We start from the raw sequence: 16,346 nt of genomic DNA, 5'->3' as shown, positions 1-16,346 counted from the left end.
AGCGCCAGAGGAGCACGGGCAGTATGGAAGGCTTTACACTAATCGACGCCATCGTGGGCGCGGTCATTCTGCTATCGGCGCTGCTGGCCTATTCGCGCGGCTTCATGCGCGAGGTCCTGGCGATCATTGGCTGGATCGTGGCAGCGGTCCTGGCCTTCATCTTCGCGCCCAGCATCATGCCGCTGGTGCGCGAGATCCCCTTCGTCGGCGATTTCCTCTCCGACAGCTGCGAATTGTCCGTCATCGCCTCCTTCGGGGTGCTCTTCGCCATCGCGCTGGCGCTGGCCTCGCTCTTCACGCCGCTCTTCTCGTCGGTGGTTCAGCGTTCGATCCTGGGCGGCATCGACCAGGCAGCCGGCTTCCTCTTCGGGGTGCTGCGCGGCATCCTTCTGGTCGCCATCGCCTTCTTCGTCTACGTCACCGTGCTGACCTCCACCTCCGTGCCCATGGTGGACAACTCGCGCTCTGCCGTCGTGTTCTCCGACATGATCGGCAAGATCGAAGACAACGACCCGGCGCGCGCCCTTGGCTGGATCACCGACAAGTACGAAGAGCTGACCGGCACCTGCACGATCCCCGGCGCCAACGACGCCTGAGCGCCCAAGGTTCAAGGCCCCGGTCTTTCCAGGCCGGTGGCTTTTCCGGCCCGCGCCCACTCCGGCGCGGGCCGAACTCCGTCTACCGCTGACATCAGCCGTGCGCCCCCGCACCCTCTGCCTGCCAATTTTCCAAGCACCCGCGCCCCATTCCGGCGTCTTCCCGCACGCTCCGGCAGGCCATTGGGCCGGCTGGGGCATTGTCACATTTACGCCCCTTGCCCCTAGGGTCACCAAAGTGTCATGATCCAGCCGTGACACCCGAAGCCAAGGGGCGTATGAGGAGCCCGACGGACATGACCGGATTCGGAGCACCTCCTTGCCCAAGCCACAGCATCCCTGCCAGGAGCGGCCAGTAGTGACCCCCAAGACACCGATTTCACTCTCGGAGGCCCCGCGCTTCCGCGCCCACCCCTTCGACGACGACAAGCTAAAAGAGGAATGCGGCATCTTCGGTGTCATCGGCGTGACCGATGCATCAAGCTTTGTCGCCCTGGGCCTGCATGCCCTTCAGCACCGTGGCCAGGAAGCGGGCGGGATCGTCTGCTATGACCCGGAAGAAGGCTTCAACTCTGCCCGCCGCTTTGGCTACGTCCGTGACAACTTCACCTCCCAGGACGTGATGCAGACGCTGCCGGGGCCGCTGGCCATCGGCCACGTGCGCTATTCCACGGCCGGCAAGAAGGCTGCGGTGATCCGCGACGTGCAGCCCTTCTTCGGGGAATTTTCCCGTGGTGGCGCAGCCATAGCCCACAACGGCAACATCACCAACGCAGAGGCCCTGCGCCGGGAACTGATCGAGCGCGGCTCGATCTTCCAAAGCTCCTCTGACAGCGAATGCATCATCCACCTGATGGCGCGCTCCCTGCAGAAGAACGTCCCCGAACGGATGGAAGACGCCCTGCGCCGCGTCGAAGGCGCCTTTTCCGTCGTGGCCATGACCCGGACCAAGCTGATCGGCGTGCGTGACCCGCTGGGCGTGCGCCCGCTGGTGCTGGGCAAGGTCGCCGACGGCTGGTGCCTGTCTTCGGAAACCTGCGCGCTCGACATCATCGGCGCTGAGTTCGTGCGTGAGATCGAGCCGGGCGAGATGGTTGTGATCAGCTCTGACGGCAAGGTGGAAAGCCGCCACCCCTTCCGGGCGCAGCCGTCCAAGTTCTGCATCTTCGAACATGTCTACTTCTCCCGCCCCGATTCGATCATCGGCGGCAAATCGGTCTATGACACCCGCCGCCGCATCGGCGTGGAGCTGGCCCGCGAAGCCCCGGTAGAGGCAGACCTGGTCTGCCCGGTGCCCGACAGCGGCACGCCCGCCGCCATCGGCTACAGCCAGGAAAGCGGCATCCCCTATGCCATGGGGATCATCCGCAACCAGTACATGGGCCGGACCTTCATCGAACCGACGGAACAGATCCGCAACATGGGCGTGCGGCTCAAGCTCAACGTCAACCGTGCGCTCATCAAGGGTAAGCGGGTGGTGCTGGTGGACGACTCGGTGGTGCGCGGCACGACCTCGCGCAAGATCAAGGAGATGATCCTGGATGCCGGCGCGGCAGAGGTCCACTTCCGCATCGCCTCCCCGCCCACGGCCTGGCCCTGCTTCTACGGCGTCGACACCCCGCAGCGCGAAAAGCTGCTGGCGGCCACGATGTCCGAAGACGAGATGTGCGAATACCTCAACGTCGACAGCCTGAAGTTCATCTCGCTGGACGGTCTCTACCGTGCGGCGGGCCAGGAACAGGGCCGTGACAAGGCCTGCCCGCAATATTGCGACGCCTGCTTCTCGGGGGAATACCCGGTCGAACCCTCCGACATGATCGAAAAAGGGTTCGAGCTGAAGGCGGCCGAGTAACAGGCTCTGCCCCCCGGGGGTTGTCCCGGCCCGCACAGGCCATACATCAAGGCACCCGGATCCTCGCGATCCGGGTGTTTCTTTTTGCGGATCCGGACGCCCCCCCGGCGCCCCACTGGCCCCGCGTCCCACTTTCTGGCACCCTGCCCGAAACCAGATACCAAAGGCTCTCATGTCCCTGCTTTCCCTCGACGCCCGCTGGCAGCGCTTCAACGATCCCGATTTCCGCTCGCCCATCGACGGGCGCAGCTTCTCCGGGATCTACGACCTGGGCTTCGACGCCCCCGATGACTGGCCCCATGGCCCCCGCCCCGAGGGCACAGAGGTGCTGGAGCGCGGCGAAGACCGCCTCTCCGCAGAGCTCTGCCGCCTGGGCGAGGCCCGTTTCCTGCGGATCGTCCTGGCCCTGCCCCTGCGCGGCACGGATGAGCTGTTCTTCATGGCCCCCTGGGCGCAGGTCTCTCCGGCGGATTTCTACCGCTGGCTCGACGCCGCCGGCAGCGGTGAGACCCCGGAGCTCGAAGGCCTGCTGGCCAATGCCCTGCCCGGGTTCGAGGAAGAAGAGGCCGCGCCGCTCACCCTGCTGCCCGCCGCGCCCCAGGAACGGCCCCGCGCGCAGGTGCAGACCGGCCCGCTGGCAGAGCTCCAGGCAGAGGGGCTGTCCTTCGACCATCTGCTGGATGTCTATGCCGCCGCCGGGGATGACATCCGCCCGCATCTCACCGCCAGGTAAGCGCGACGCGCGCCCCGGGCGCAGGCTCAGTGGCGGTCCGCGGCCGGCCCTTCCCCCACGCATCGGCAAGCAAGCGCCCGCCCGGGCGGCCTGCCGAATTCGTGACCGGGCGTTCCCCTTTCGCGAGGGGGGCAAAGCTGCGATGGCTGCCCCAGGCAACCACGTTGAAGACCGGACATGACCCAGACCCAAATCGCCCAGCATCAGGCCACCCTGGCCGGCCAGCTCCCCTCCGGCGGCATCACCCTTGTCGGCACGATCACCGGTCCGCGCGGCCCCGAGGCCTTCCTGCGCACCTCCAACGGGCGCATCCGCAAGGTCAGCGCCGGGGACAAGCTGGGCTTCGGCGGTCCGCAGGTGCTCGCGGTGGGCAATGGCCAGGTGCGCCTTTACGCCAGCGGCAAGGAACAGATCCTGACGATGCCCGGCCACTAGAGCCTTGCCCGATCTGGCCTCAGCCGCCATGCTGACGCCATGCCAGACACCCCGCCCCCTGACAGACCCTCCCGCAACAGCGCGCCCAGGGCCAGCCCCCATGCCGCCTACCTCGCGGGCTTGCCCGCCGATCAGCGCAAGGCGCTAGAGGTCCTGCGACTGCAGCTCCTGGACCGGCTCCCCAATGCGACACAGGTGCTCTCCCACGGGATGCCGGCCTTCCAGCTGAAGGGCGGCCATATCGCCGCGGGCTTCTCTGCCTGGAAATTCCACCTCTCGCTCTACGCCTTCTCCTCCACCGTCTTCCCCCAGATCGAAGACATGCTGGAAGGCTGGTCCCATACCAAGAGCACGCTGCATTTCACCCCGGAAAAGCCGGTGCCCGATGCGATCCTGAACCGCTTCCTGGAAATCCGCCTGGCAGAGATCGCAGAGCGCCAGTCCCGCGGCAAACGCGCCTGACGCAGCCGCCCTGACCGCGCGCGACACCGCAGCCCAAAGAGCTCCAATCCCGCCCGGCCAAGGCCCCCCGCACCCTGCGACCCCTCGCCCCTTGACCGCCTGTCGGAAAACCCGCAAGACGCGATCATGACTGAGCAGAACCTCCCCGTTGCGCTGATCACCGGCGCCTCCCGTGGCCTCGGCGCCGCATTGGCGCTGGCGCTTGCCCCCACTCACCATATCGTCGCCGTGGCCCGCACCATCGGCGCGCTGGAAGAACTGGATGATTTGATCCAGGCCGCAGGCGGCAGCGCCACGCTGGCGCCCATGGATGTGACCCAACCCGACGCCATGGCACAGCTCTGCCGCTCGATCTGGGACCGCTGGGGCGGTATCGCGCTCTGGGCCCATACGGCCATCCATGCCGCGCCACTGACGCCAGCCGATCACGTCGATGCCAAGGATTGGGAAAAGTCGCTGGCCACCAATACCACCGCCATGGGCCACCTGGTGCCCTATGTGGCGCCGCTGCTGGGCCGCGACGGCCTGGCCCTCTTCTTCGATGATCCCATGGCCCCCGGCGCCAAGTTCTGCGCCAGCTACGGGGCGACCAAGGCCGCGCAGATGGCCATGGTGCGCTCCTGGGCGGCGGAAACGGTGAACACCGGCCCCCGCGTGCAGATCCTCGAACCCCGGCCCATGCCCACCGCCCTGCGCGCGCGCTTCTACCCGGGCGAGGACCGCGATGCGCTGGCCCCCTGCGCCGACGAAGCCGCCCGCCTGCTGCAACAAATCGCCTGAGATCCCCCGGCGCAACGCACGGCCCGCCCCGCAAGGGGCCCCGCCGCGCGTCATCGGCGGCACCTCCCGCCCCGACGGAAAGCCAGGTCCCCGGATCGCAAAAGGCCAGGCACATGGCGCCCGGCCCTTGTTTCTTCTTGCCGGAAAACTCCGGGTGAATTGAGGCCGCAGGCCTCAAGAGGGCAGCGCCCTCCCCCGCCCGCAGGGCGGCCGCGCGGGACCGCCCCCGAAAATTACTTCAGGTAGCCTTCAGGATCCACGGAATCGAGCCCCTTGCGGACCTCGAAGTGGACGTAGTTCGCCGTGCCAGTCGGGATCTTGGCCAGCGACTGGCCCCTGGTGACGGAATCGCCCTTCTTCACCGTGATATCCGCGACGTTGGAATAAAGCGTCAGCAGGTTGTCGGAGTGCTTCACCACAACGACGCTCTGGTTGTCGCTGTCCTGGATGATCGCTGCCACGGTGCCGGCCTCGGCGGCCTTGACCGGCGTACCGGCGGGCGCAGAGATATCGATCCCGTCGTTGCGCCCCTTGGCATAGGCGCGAATGATCGACCCCTGCACCGGGTAGCCCAGCTTGCCGCCGGCCTTCTGCCCGCCACCAAGGTCCGGCGCCACGCTGGGCGGAGCGGACTGGATGGCTTCCGGGCTTTCGCTGGGCAGCGGCGCGCTGGCCGAGGGCGGCGTCGGCGTGGGCGATCCCACGCCCGGCGCCACCGTGGCCCCCGTCGCGACAGAGGCCGCGCTGGCCGAGGCCCCGCTGTCCGGCACCAGCGGAATGATCAGGTACTGACCTTCGCGGATGGTGAAATTGCTGTCCAGCCCGTTCCACTGCGCCAGGCTGCGCACGGAAACCCCGTAAAGCCGCGCGATGGTATAGACCGTCTCTCCGCGCACCACCTGGTGGCGGATCGGCTCCGCGCCCACCTGACGGGCGGGCTGGCCGGTCGGGCTGGCCGGCAGCGTGGCGACAGAGATTTCCTTGTCCGCCGCACGTGCGATGGCAGAGCCGGCCATGTTGGTCAGGTCCACGTCCGCGGGCGACAGGATCGGGCCGGTGCCTGCCGCGCCGGTCGCCGGGGACGGCTCCTGCACGCGCACCGGCAGGGCCAGCACTGCGCCGGTATTGAGCGGATCGGCCGCGTTCAACCCGTTGTAACGCGCCAGCTCCCCAGCGGCGAGGCCAACACGCGCGGCCACGTCGGCCACCGTGTCGCCCTGGCGGGCCACGGCAATCTGGTAATTGGGATAGGAGATCACGCCGCGATTGTCGGGCTGCGGCCGGCTGGCCGAGACATTGCGCGCCGCATCAGCGGTGCTGAAGCCCCCGAGGCCGCCGCGCAGATCCCGGTCCATCGTCCCGCAGGCCGCCACAAGCGCCAGCACCCCAAGTGCCAGCCCCTTTCCAAGCACCCTGCCGCTGCCGAACCCGGGCGCTCTCGCGGCTCCGGACGGTTCGGCCCCGTGCATATCTGACGGGCACGTCGCGGTCCCGATCGTCGCCCACCGGGCCGGTTGCGCCTTGTTGCGGAAATCTCCGGTCATCTGTTCGATCCTCGTCCCGGCCCCCGTTCTTGGCAGGGGCGTTTTGACCCGGTCTGTCCTGCCGGGCTTTTGCTCAGCTATCCTTGCCCATGCCTTCCAGCAAGGGCACGAAGCGCACGGGGCGCAATTCGTCATATTCCAGCCCACCGTCTTCCAGCTTGCGCACGCGGATCAGGCTTTGCACCGTGTCGGACTGGCCAACGGGCAGCACCATGATACCCCCGGTCTTCAGCTGGGCCAAGAGGGGCCCCGGCGGGTCTTCCGCCGCCGCCGTCACGAGAATGCGATCAAAGGGCGCCTGTTCGGGCAGGCCCATGGTGCCATCGGCGGCAAAGGTGGTCACATTGACCAGCCCCAGGCTGTCCAGCACGCCCTTGGCCTCGCGCACCAGGCGGGTGTGGCGGTCCAGCGTGTAGACCCGCCGCGCCAGGTGGCTCAGCACCGCGGCCTGGTAGCCCGAGCCGGTCCCGATCTCCATCACCTTGTCGCGCGGCTGCACGTCCAGCGCCTGGGTCATCAGCCCCACGACGGAAGGCTGGGAAATCGTCTGCCCGCAGGCGATCGGCAGCGGCATGTCCTCATAGGCGCGCTCGGCGAAAAGCCCGCGCACGAAGACCCCGCGATCGACCTTCTCCATGGCCTCCAGCACGCGCTTGTCCGTCACCCCGCGGGATCGCAGGGCAAAGAGGAACTGCATCTTGCGTTCAGCGATGGAGGCCGTCTCTTCGCTCATGCCGGGGTGCCTTGCGTCCTTTTGTGCTCGTCGTCTTTCGTGTGGCCCGTCACGGGCGCGGTTTGCGGATCACGGGAAATCCTGGGGCAAAGATGGGCGAATCCGCGGCCTCGGGGAAGCGCGGATTGAGCCCTGCCCTCATTCGATGGCCCGAAGTGGCTCCAGAAGGTCACTTGCGGTCAGATCTGCCCGCATCGGGGTGACGGTGATGTAATTCTCCAGGTTCAGCGCCACGTCGGAGCCTTCCGCCGAGGGCTTGCGCTGATCGCCGCCCTTCGCCCAGAGGAAGCGACGGCCAGAGGGGCTGTCCTGCGGCAGTACGGAAAAGCTCGTGCCAGACCGGTAGCCCTGCGTGGCAACCTTGCGCCCCTTCACATCGCCCACGGCACAGGGCGGGAAGTTGATGTTGAAGAAGGTCCGGTAGGCATGGCTGCTTTCCAGCGGCGTCTCCAGAATCTTGCGCACGATCTCAGCGCCGAAATGGGCCGCCACCTCGAAAGGATCTTCCAGCCCGGCATTGCCCGGCCCCCAGAACTGCGACAGCGCCATCGCCGGCAGCCCCTGCAGGGCGCCCTCCATGGCCCCGCCCAGGGTGCCCGAATAGACCGCGTTCTCACCGGAGTTGTTGCCCCGGTTCACGCCCGAGAGCACCAGGTCGATCTTCTGGCCCTTCAGCACGTCATGCACCCCGGCCAGCACGCAATCGGCGGGCGATCCCTCGGCGGCGAAACGGCGCGGACCCATCTCGGAAATCATGGTGGGATGGGTGTAGGAAATGCAATGGGCCACGCCCGATTGCTCAAAGGCCGGGGCCACGGTCCAGACTTCCCCCTCCGGGCCTGCAAGCTCGGTGGCGATCCCCTCCAGGGTCTTGAGGCCGCGGGCATTGATGCCGTCGTCATTGGTGATGAGAATGCGCATGGAGGCTCCTTTTCGGCTTGGCTCCTGCATAGGCAAGGGGGACCAGCGGGGCAAGGCGGGCAGCGACGGCAATGCCGGGGCGGTGGCTGAAATGCCGCGTTCGCCGCCCCCCCCTCAGGCCCGCCGACGCCCCGGCCCTGCCGGCCCCCCGGACTGCGCAGCAAAGGCAAAGGGCGCGGGAGGCGCAGCCGACAACGCCCCGCGCCCCCTCGATGGGGGCATGGGGCGTCCCGCCGCCTATGGGATCAGGTGATGGCCAGGCCGTGACGCCCGGCAAGGTCAGTAAAGAACTGCCAGGCCACGCGGCCCGACCGCGCCCCGCGCGTCGCCTGCCATTCGATGGCCTCGGCGCGCAGGGTCTCAGCATCGACCGTCAGTCCGTAATGCGCGCAATAGCCGTCGATCATCGCCAGGAAGTCATCCTGCGTACAGGGATGGAAGCCCAGCCACAGCCCGAAGCGATCGGAAAGAGAGACCTTCTCTTCCACCGCTTCAGAGGGGTTGATGGCAGAGCTGCGCTCGTTCTCGATCATGTCGCGCGGCATCAGGTGGCGCCGGTTCGAGGTGGCGTAGAACAGCACGTTCTCCGGCCGTCCCGCGATCCCGCCGTCCAGCACCGCCTTCAGGCTCTTGTAATGCTGGTCATCGCTGGAAAAGCTCAGGTCGTCGCAGAACAGCAGGAAGCGATGGCTCGACGCCCCCAGCAGCTGCATCAGCCGAGAGACCGTCGGCAGATCCTCGCGTTGCAGCTCCACGATCTTCAGCGGGATGTCCTGGCGCAGCACCTCTGCATGGACGGCCTTCACCAAGGAGGATTTGCCCATCCCCCGCGCGCCCCAGAGCAGCGCGTTGTTGGCGCCATGCCCGCGGGCGAATTGCAGCGTATTGGCCAACAGGATGTCACGGGCCCGATCGACCCCCAGCAGCAGGTCCAGGTTCACGCGGGACACCTTGGCGACCGGCGTCAGCCGTTCGGGGCCCGTCTGCCAGACGAAGGCCTCAGAGGCATCGAAATCCGGGGCATCCAGCGGCGCCGGGGCCATGCGCTCCAGCGCGGCGGCGATGCGCCCGGCGGTGTCCTGCAGGCCCCTATCGGCCGTGTCTTCATCCTTCATCGGCGCCTCACTCATCGCGCTTGGGGTCTTCGGGATCACGCGGCGCGGCGGCAGCGGGCAGATCCAGGTCGTCCGCTTCTTCCTCGTCGTCGAAGTAGCCCTCTTCGCGCAGGCGGGCATCGCGCTTGCGTTCCACCCGGCGCACCAGCCAGATCGAGATCTCGTAAAGGCCGTAGACCACCACGAAGAGGATGATCTGGGTAATGACATCCGGCGGCGTGACCACGGCGGCCAGCAGCAGGATCGCCACCACGGCGTATTTGCGCATGTTGCCCAGGCCCTCGGCGCTGACCAGCCCGGCCTTGCCCATCAGGGTCAGCAGCACGGGAAGCTGGAAGCACAGGCCGAAGGCGACGATGAACTTGATGGTCAGGTTCAGGTATTCCTGCGCAGACCCCTGGAAGGCGATGGAGGCGATCTCGCTGTCCACGCCGGACTCTCCCGTCAGGGAACCGGGTTGCTGGAAGCCCAGGAAGAAGTCGAAGGCCAGCGGCGTCACGACGTAATAGGCAAAGGAGGCGCCCAGCAGGAACATGAAGGGCGAGGCGATCATGAAGGGCAGGAAGGCGCCCTTTTCATTCTTGTAGAGCCCCGGCGCCACGAAGCGCCACATCTGGTAAGAGATGTAGGGGAAGCTCAGGCACAACCCGCCCAGCAAAGAGATGGAGACCGCGACGAAGAAACCTTCCTGCAGCTTGATCAGGATCAGGCCGCAATCGTCGCCCATGGAATCACGGGCCCGGCACAGCGGCTCGGTCAGGAAGTTGAAGATCGGGTTCCAGACGGTGAAGCAGATCACCATGCCGATGACGAAGGCCACCGCACTGTGGATGAGCCGTGTGCGCAGCTCTGCCAGGTGTTCGATCAGGGGGGCGGAGCTGTCCTCCAACTCATCCGTCTCGCTGCTCATGCGTTCTCTTTCCTGGCTCTCGTGACCCGGCGGGCGGGCCGTTGAAACTGTGATCCTGGACCTGCCGTGATGGCCGTGTCCTGCGGGCCTGAAGGATCTGGCCCAGACGAACCGGGCCTGGCGATCGGCTCCGGCCCGGCGACCAGACCCCTCGGGCCGGTCGTGTCATTCAAGGCGCCGGTCTTTGAGGGCGCCGTTCGTTCAACGCATCCTGGCCGGCCCTGATGGCCGACCTGCGGGACCGGCCTTTCGGGCCGGACCCATCACGCTAGTCCTTGCGCACCGGTGCATTGCGGGTTCCGCGGCTGCGCGGGGTCGCGCCACGCTGAACGCCACGTTTCTTCACCGGGCGGTTCAGGGGGCGCGGGGTCGCAGGCTGAACCTGCTGCGCCGCCGGGGGCTGGGCTGCCGCCCGGCTGCCTGAGCCATGGCTGGTGCTGGCGGCCTTGCTGGCCGCGGCACTGGAACTGGGGCTGTGAATGGTCGGCGTGACAGGGGCCTTGGCGACACCGGAGCTCGCGCTGGCCTCGGCTTCCATCCGGCGGGTGGCGGCAGAGGCGGCCGCTTCCTGGATCTTCTTGGAGGCCTCGGCGCGCTCTGCGCTCAGCTTGCCGGTGTTGCTGTCAGGCGTCCACTTGGTCACATCCGTGGCTTCCTTCAGCTTGTCCAGGCCGAAGGACTTCGGATTGGACAGGCCCTTCAGCGTATTGCTGGCCTCACGCATCCCCGACTGATCGGCGGCATCTTCCATGGCGCGCGTGAATTCCCGCGCCATTCCGCGGGCACGGCCCACGAATTGCCCGACGTTGCGAAAGAGCCCCGGAAGCTCCTTTGGACCCACCACGATCAGGGCCACGACCCCGACCACGAGGATCTCAGTCCACCCCATTCCAAACATGGGGGATCAGACCTTGTCTTTCGACTCTTCCGGCGTGACGTCCTGTGCGGATGCCGCCTTCTCGTCTTCGATTTCCTGCGTTCCGTCCGTCACGCCCTTCTTGAAGGCAGTGATCCCCTTACCGACTTCCCCCATGAGAGAGGAAATCTTGCCGCGGCCAAACAGAACCAGCACGACGACGGCGATAAGCAGAAGGCCCGGCAGGCCAATGTTGTTAAGCATGTCAGCTCTCCCCTGTCCGGGCGCGTGGTTTCGCCCGGTGTCCCAGCGTATCTAATGGCTTCATGGAAGGGATGAAAGGTGGAATGCACAAGGCCCACGGAAATTTGCATACCCGCGCTCTCCTCACCTCGCGTCATGTAACATTTCCCTGACGGGATCGCGGGCAGCGCCGCGCCGAAGGCCGGGAGGGGTGCGCGCCGGTGGCCGCAGTCCCCGCCCCCGGCTCCCCCCTCAGCTTGCCCTCAGCTTAGCGGGAAAACAAAGCAGCGATCGCGCCGGATTGTCAGCCAGAGCGGCTTTCCCGGGCGCGGCAGGAAGACATTGGGCACCGTCGCCTTCAGGATGGAGCCATCGTGATCCATGCGGAATTCCACCAGGGATTCATTGCCCATGAAACGGGCACGATGCACCACGCCGCGCGCCGGCGTGCCGTGTTCGGCGGTCGGCAGCGGCCCCGATCCGTTGCGATCGAAGTCGATGCGCAGGTGCTGCGGGCGGATCACGATCTCAACCTCCGCGCCATCGGGCTGGCCGGGGGCCAGGAACTGGCCAAAGGGCGTCTCTGTCAGCGCACCCTGCACCCTGCCCCGGATCACATTGATATCGCTGAAAAAGGCCACCGCCGCCTTGTCGCGCGGAGCGTTGTAGATGTTGTAGGGCGCGCCCTGCTGCACGATGAACCCGTCGCGCATCAGCGCGATCTCATCGGCCATCCGCATTGCCTCTTCGGGCTCATGGGTGACCAGCAGGACCGCCGTGCCCTCCTGTTGCAGCAGCGCCAGGGTTTCGTCGCGGATGCCGTCGCGCAGCCGGTTATCGAGGCCGGAGAAGGGCTCGTCCATCAGCATGATGCGCGGACGCGGTGCCAGGGCACGGGCCAGGGCCACGCGCTGCTGCTCGCCGCCCGACAGGTGGTGCGGGTAATTGTCGATATGCCCCAGCAGGCCCACGCGGCCCAGCAGATCCTCGACCCGCGCGCGCTGCTCGGCGCGGGGGCCGGACAGGCCGAAGGCCACGTTCTCGGCCACGGTCAGATGGGGGAACAGGGCAAAATCCTGGAACATCAGGCCGATCCGGCGGGATTCGGGCGGCACGTTGCAGCCCGGCCCGCAGATCACCTCTCCATCAACTAGGATCTCTCCCTCGTCGGGGCTTTCCACCCCGGCGATCATCCGCAGCGTGGTCGATTTGCCGCAGCCAGAGGGCCCAAGCAGGCAGCAGACCTGCCCCGGCTCCACCGACAGGGAAACATCGCGCACCACCGCCCGCCCGCCGTAACGACGGGTCAGCCCACGGATCTGCAAGCGGGGCGCGGGCCGCTCTGCGGTCTGCGCATCTGCCAGGGTCATCTGCACGGTCCGGTCAGACCGTCTGGTTGTTGGCGCCGCCGTCCAGCAGGACATTCTGTCCCACCATGAAGGCCGCGTGCTGAGAGCACAGGAAGGCACAGGCCTGGCCGAAGGCCTCCGGCGTGCCGTACTTGCGCACGGGGATCGTCGCCTCGCGTTGCGCGCGCGCTTCCTCCAGCGTGATGTCCTTGGCCTTGGAAACCCCCGTATCCAGGCTGATCGCGCGATCCGTGTCATGGATGCCGGGCAGGATGTTGTTGATGCAGACGCCGTAAGGCGCCACCTGGCGCGAGGTCCCGGCCACGTAGCCCGTCAGCCCCGCGCGGGCAGAGTTGGAGAGGCCAAGCGCCCCGATCGGCGCCTTGACCGACTGCGAGGTGATGTTGACCACCCGGCCCCAGCCCTTGTCCATCATGCCCGGCAGCTGGGCCTTCATCAGCGCGATGGGCGTCAGCATGTTGGCATCCAGCGCGGCGATGAAATCCTCGCGCTCCCAGTCCTGCCAGCTGCCCGGGGGCGGGCCGCCCGCGTTGGTCACCAGGATATCCACCTGGCCGGCGGCCTCCAGCACCTTGGCGCGCCCCTCGGCATCCACGATATCGGCCGCCACGGTGGTCACCGGCACGCCGAAGCGCCCGCGGATCTCCTGGGCGGTGGCCTCCAGCGCCTCTGCGCCGCGGGCGTTCAGGATCAGCTCCACGCCGGCTTCCGCCAGCGCCATCGCCACGCCGCGCCCCAGCCCCTTGGAGGATGCCGTCACCAGCGCGCGCTTGCCCTTGATACCAAGATCCATCGTCATGTCCTTTCCTGTCGCTGTCGGCCCGTACCTTGACGTTCGGGCAGCAGTGATGCGTTTCACTAATTTGCAGCCATCTTTCGGATATCCTGCCGGGAATATCAACAAAGGCTCTTGCGGCCCGCGACCGCAAGCTTAGCTTGAGGAGGCCATGCAGATAGAAACCACCCGTCCCACACTCACTATTCCCGTCTACCTTTCGGCGACCTTCCGGGTCGTCCATGGCGTGAACGAAGGCGATGCGCTCTCCTTCGCCAATGAGCTGGTGCCGGATGACATCTACTGGTTCACCCCGACTCTCAAGCAGAAGCGGCTGATCGTGCACCCCGGCGCCTATGGCCAGGGGGAGCTTGCCCAGAGCACGGAGATCGGCCAGCCGGGCGCCACGCTGCACCTGGACAGCTACCTGACCTTCATGTCCCCGGACGGGTCGACCACCGAATTGCTCGTCCTGGTCGAGGTCGCCTCCGACGGCACCGTGAACGAGGTTTACGCCCTGCCCCTTTCCACCCCCGTGCCGCGCACGGATTACCAGCTGGTCGGGGTGGACCGCGACAATGCCCCTACCAAGATGGCAGAGGTCACCTGCGTGTCCTTCACCGAAGGCACCCAGATCACCATGGCCAACGGCATGCAGCGCGCCATCCAGGACCTCAGGATCGGCGACCGTATCCTGACCCGGGACAACGGCCCGCAGGAGCTGCGCTGGATCGGCCATTCCACCATCCGCGCGGTCGGGGCCTTTGCCCCCATCGTGATCCGCGCCGGCGAGCTGGCCAATACCAATGACCTTGTCGTCAGCCCCAACCACCGGCTGTTCATCTATCAAAGAGAGGACACGCTGGGGATCGGGCGCAAGGAAATGCTGGTGCGCGCCCGCCACCTGGTCAACGGCACCACGATCTACCAGATGGATGGCGGCTTCGTAGAATATTACCAGCTGCTCTTCGACAATCACGAAATCATCTATGCAGAGGGCATCGCGGCAGAGACCATGCTGCTGAACGCCGCCGCCCAGGCCACGCTCATGCCCGACCTGGATGAGAATTTCTCCGGCATCCTGCCCGGCCAGAGCGATGAGCACATGCTGGACCTGGAAGTGAAGCACAGCGACCTGAAACGCCCCGATGCGCTGGAGCTGCTGCGCAAGGCCACCAACCGCGTCGGCCGGCACGACAGCTGAACGGGCCCGCCAGGCGCCCCGGGGCGCGGCACACCCCTTTCCGGTTCCTTAACGCCCCCTTCCACCACCGCGCGGAGCGCACCGACGTAATACCGACGCGATACCGACGTGATACAGACGCCGCACCGACGTCGATTTTCGCCCCTTGGCGCGCCCCGCCCCCGACGCGCGCGCTTGCCCTTTTTCGGGGGTCTGGTATAGGCCCGGACATGTTGGACACTCCCTCGAACCGCCCTGATCTGCCCGCTGAAATCGCGCGCCGCCGGACCTTTGCGATCATCTCGCATCCGGACGCCGGCAAGACGACCCTGACAGAGAAGTTTCTCCTTTACGGTGGCGCCATCCAGATGGCTGGCCAGGTGCGCGCCAAGGGCGAGGCACGGCGCACGCGCTCGGACTTCATGCAGATGGAAAAGGACCGCGGGATCTCCGTCTCCGCCTCTGCAATGTCGTTCGATTTCAAGACCTTCCGCTTCAATCTTGTCGACACGCCCGGCCACTCGGACTTCTCCGAAGATACCTACCGGACGCTGACGGCGGTCGATGCGGCCGTCATGGTGATCGACGGCGCCAAGGGCGTGGAAAGCCAGACGCAGAAGCTGTTCGAGGTCTGCCGCCTGCGGGATCTGCCGATCCTGACCTTCTGTAACAAGATGGACCGCGAAAGCCGGGACACCTTTGATATCATTGACGAAATTCAGGAGAACCTGGCGATCGACGTGACGCCGGCCTCCTGGCCCATCGGTGTGGGCCGGGATTTCCTGGGCTGCTACGACATGCTCAATGACCGGCTGGAACTGATGGATCGCGCAGACCGCAACAAGGTCGCAGAATCCATCAAGATCAACGGCTTGCAAGACGAACTTCTTGCAGAACACATTCCCGCCGACATGCTGGAGAAGCTGCGCGAAGAGGTCGAAATGGCGCGCGAACTGCTGCCCGCCTTCGACCGCGAAGCGCTTCTGGAAGGGACGCTGACACCGATCTGGTTCGGCTCCGCGATCAACTCCTTCGGGGTCAAGGAACTGATGGATGGCATCGGTGACTTCGGGCCCGAACCGCAGCCGCAAAGCGCCTCTCCCCGACAGGTTTCTCCGGAAGAAACAAAGGTTTGCGGCTTTGTCTTCAAGGTGCAGGCGAACATGGATCCCAAGCACCGGGACCGCGTCGCCTTCGTGCGCATGGCCGCCGGCCACTTCAAGCGCGGCATGAAGCTGACCCATGTGCGCACCAAGAAGCCGATGGCGATCTCCAATCCCGTGCTCTTCCTCGCCTCTGACCGTGAACTCGCAGAAGAGGCCTGGGCCGGCGACATCATCGGCATCCCCAACCACGGCCAGCTGCGCATCGGTGACACGCTGACCGAAGGTGAGATGATCCGCGCCACCGGCATCCCCTCCTTCGCGCCGGAACTGCTGCAAAGCATCCGCGCCACCGATCCGATGAAGGGCAAGCACCTGGAAAAGGCGCTGATGCAATTCGCCGAAGAAGGCGCGGCCAAGGTCTTCAAGCCCGCCATCGGCTCCGGTTTCATCGTCGGGGTTGTCGGCGCGCTTCAGTTCGAAGTGCTCGCCTCCCGGATCGAGCTGGAATACGGCATCCCCGTGCGCTTTGAACCCTCGCAGTTCACCTCTGCCCGCTGGGCCAATGGGGACCGACAAGCCGTTGATAAGCTTGTGAATGCCAACAAGCAGCACATCGGCTACGACCATGATGGTGACATCGTCTTCCTGACCCGGCTGCAATGGGACATCGACCGCGTCGTGCGCGACTATCCCGATGTGACCCTGACCGCCACGAAAGAGATGATGGTCTGA

Annotated in this window: 17 protein-coding genes; 8 read left to right on the top strand and 9 right to left on the bottom strand. The window is 66.3% G+C overall.

Annotated features, from left to right (window positions below; all coding sequences use genetic code 11):
- Positions 1-23 precede the first annotated feature (23 nt).
- The 6 genes from HCZ97_RS07330 (at position 24) to HCZ97_RS07305 (ending at position 4,858) form a co-directional block, all read left to right on the top strand.
- Entirely contained in the window at positions 24-596 is a 573-nt protein-coding gene (locus HCZ97_RS07330; RefSeq protein WP_167688036.1) for a CvpA family protein, read from the top strand.
- Positions 597-954: 358 nt separating this feature from the next.
- Positions 955-2,448 (top strand): amidophosphoribosyltransferase, encoded by a 1,494-nt coding sequence (gene purF, locus HCZ97_RS07325; protein WP_368484333.1) that lies wholly within the window; start codon positions 955-957, stop codon positions 2,446-2,448.
- Positions 2,449-2,620: 172 nt separating this feature from the next.
- Positions 2,621-3,181: a DUF2199 domain-containing protein gene (locus HCZ97_RS07320; protein ID WP_167688035.1), complete on the top strand. Its 561-nt coding sequence runs from the start codon at positions 2,621-2,623 to the stop codon at positions 3,179-3,181.
- A 177-nt stretch (positions 3,182-3,358) separates the two neighbouring features.
- Positions 3,359-3,616 (top strand): pilus assembly protein PilP, encoded by a 258-nt coding sequence (locus tag HCZ97_RS07315; protein ID WP_167688034.1) that lies wholly within the window; start codon positions 3,359-3,361, stop codon positions 3,614-3,616.
- Positions 3,617-3,655: 39 nt separating this feature from the next.
- Complete coding sequence (locus HCZ97_RS07310; protein WP_167688033.1) at positions 3,656-4,078, top strand: iron chaperone; 423 nt, start codon at positions 3,656-3,658, stop codon at positions 4,076-4,078.
- Positions 4,079-4,204: 126 nt separating this feature from the next.
- Positions 4,205-4,858 carry an SDR family oxidoreductase gene (locus HCZ97_RS07305; protein WP_167688032.1) on the top strand — a complete coding sequence of 218 codons (654 nt, stop codon included), beginning with the start codon at positions 4,205-4,207 and terminating at the stop codon, positions 4,856-4,858.
- 233 nt (positions 4,859-5,091) lie between these two features.
- On the opposite strand, the gene HCZ97_RS07300 is transcribed toward HCZ97_RS07305, so the two are convergent.
- From HCZ97_RS07300 to HCZ97_RS07260, 9 genes are all read right to left on the bottom strand, one after another.
- A complete protein-coding gene (locus tag HCZ97_RS07300; RefSeq protein WP_254871404.1) occupies positions 5,092-6,402 on the bottom strand; it encodes a LysM peptidoglycan-binding domain-containing protein in 1,311 nt (436 codons plus the stop codon).
- A gap of 73 nt (positions 6,403-6,475) precedes the next feature.
- On the bottom strand, positions 6,476-7,135 hold the full coding sequence (locus HCZ97_RS07295) for a protein-L-isoaspartate(D-aspartate) O-methyltransferase (protein ID WP_167688031.1): 660 nt from the start codon (positions 7,133-7,135) through the stop codon (positions 6,476-6,478).
- Positions 7,136-7,273: 138 nt separating this feature from the next.
- Positions 7,274-8,056, bottom strand: a complete 783-nt coding sequence (gene surE / locus HCZ97_RS07290; RefSeq protein ID WP_167688030.1) for a 5'/3'-nucleotidase SurE — start codon at positions 8,054-8,056, stop codon at positions 7,274-7,276.
- A 245-nt stretch (positions 8,057-8,301) separates the two neighbouring features.
- On the bottom strand, positions 8,302-9,171 hold the full coding sequence (locus tag HCZ97_RS07285) for an ATP-binding protein (RefSeq protein ID WP_175581662.1): 870 nt from the start codon (positions 9,169-9,171) through the stop codon (positions 8,302-8,304).
- A gap of 7 nt (positions 9,172-9,178) precedes the next feature.
- The gene (gene tatC, locus HCZ97_RS07280) at positions 9,179-10,081 is read right to left on the bottom strand and encodes a twin-arginine translocase subunit TatC (RefSeq protein WP_167688028.1); all 903 of its coding nucleotides are present in this window, start codon (positions 10,079-10,081) and stop codon (positions 9,179-9,181) included.
- A gap of 268 nt (positions 10,082-10,349) precedes the next feature.
- Positions 10,350-10,970, bottom strand: coding sequence for a Sec-independent protein translocase protein TatB (gene tatB / locus HCZ97_RS07275; RefSeq protein ID WP_254871402.1), 621 nt, complete (start codon positions 10,968-10,970; stop codon positions 10,350-10,352).
- A gap of 15 nt (positions 10,971-10,985) precedes the next feature.
- The gene (locus HCZ97_RS07270; RefSeq protein WP_167688026.1) at positions 10,986-11,201 is read right to left on the bottom strand and encodes a twin-arginine translocase TatA/TatE family subunit; all 216 of its coding nucleotides are present in this window, start codon (positions 11,199-11,201) and stop codon (positions 10,986-10,988) included.
- 242 nt (positions 11,202-11,443) lie between these two features.
- The gene (locus HCZ97_RS07265) at positions 11,444-12,550 is read right to left on the bottom strand and encodes an ABC transporter ATP-binding protein (protein ID WP_175581661.1); all 1,107 of its coding nucleotides are present in this window, start codon (positions 12,548-12,550) and stop codon (positions 11,444-11,446) included.
- 13 nt (positions 12,551-12,563) lie between these two features.
- Positions 12,564-13,343: an SDR family oxidoreductase gene (locus HCZ97_RS07260; RefSeq protein ID WP_167688093.1), complete on the bottom strand. Its 780-nt coding sequence runs from the start codon at positions 13,341-13,343 to the stop codon at positions 12,564-12,566.
- 154 nt (positions 13,344-13,497) lie between these two features.
- Between HCZ97_RS07260 and HCZ97_RS07255 the strand changes: the two genes are divergently transcribed.
- Positions 13,498-14,529: a Hint domain-containing protein gene (locus HCZ97_RS07255; protein WP_167688025.1), complete on the top strand. Its 1,032-nt coding sequence runs from the start codon at positions 13,498-13,500 to the stop codon at positions 14,527-14,529.
- A gap of 209 nt (positions 14,530-14,738) precedes the next feature.
- Positions 14,739-16,346, top strand: coding sequence for a peptide chain release factor 3 (locus tag HCZ97_RS07250; RefSeq protein ID WP_167688024.1), 1,608 nt, complete (start codon positions 14,739-14,741; stop codon positions 16,344-16,346).

Source organism: Pseudooceanicola sp. HF7 (assembly GCF_011806405.1).
Taxonomy (GTDB): domain Bacteria; phylum Pseudomonadota; class Alphaproteobacteria; order Rhodobacterales; family Rhodobacteraceae; genus Pseudooceanicola.
This window is presented reverse-complemented; position numbering and strand designations above follow the sequence as displayed.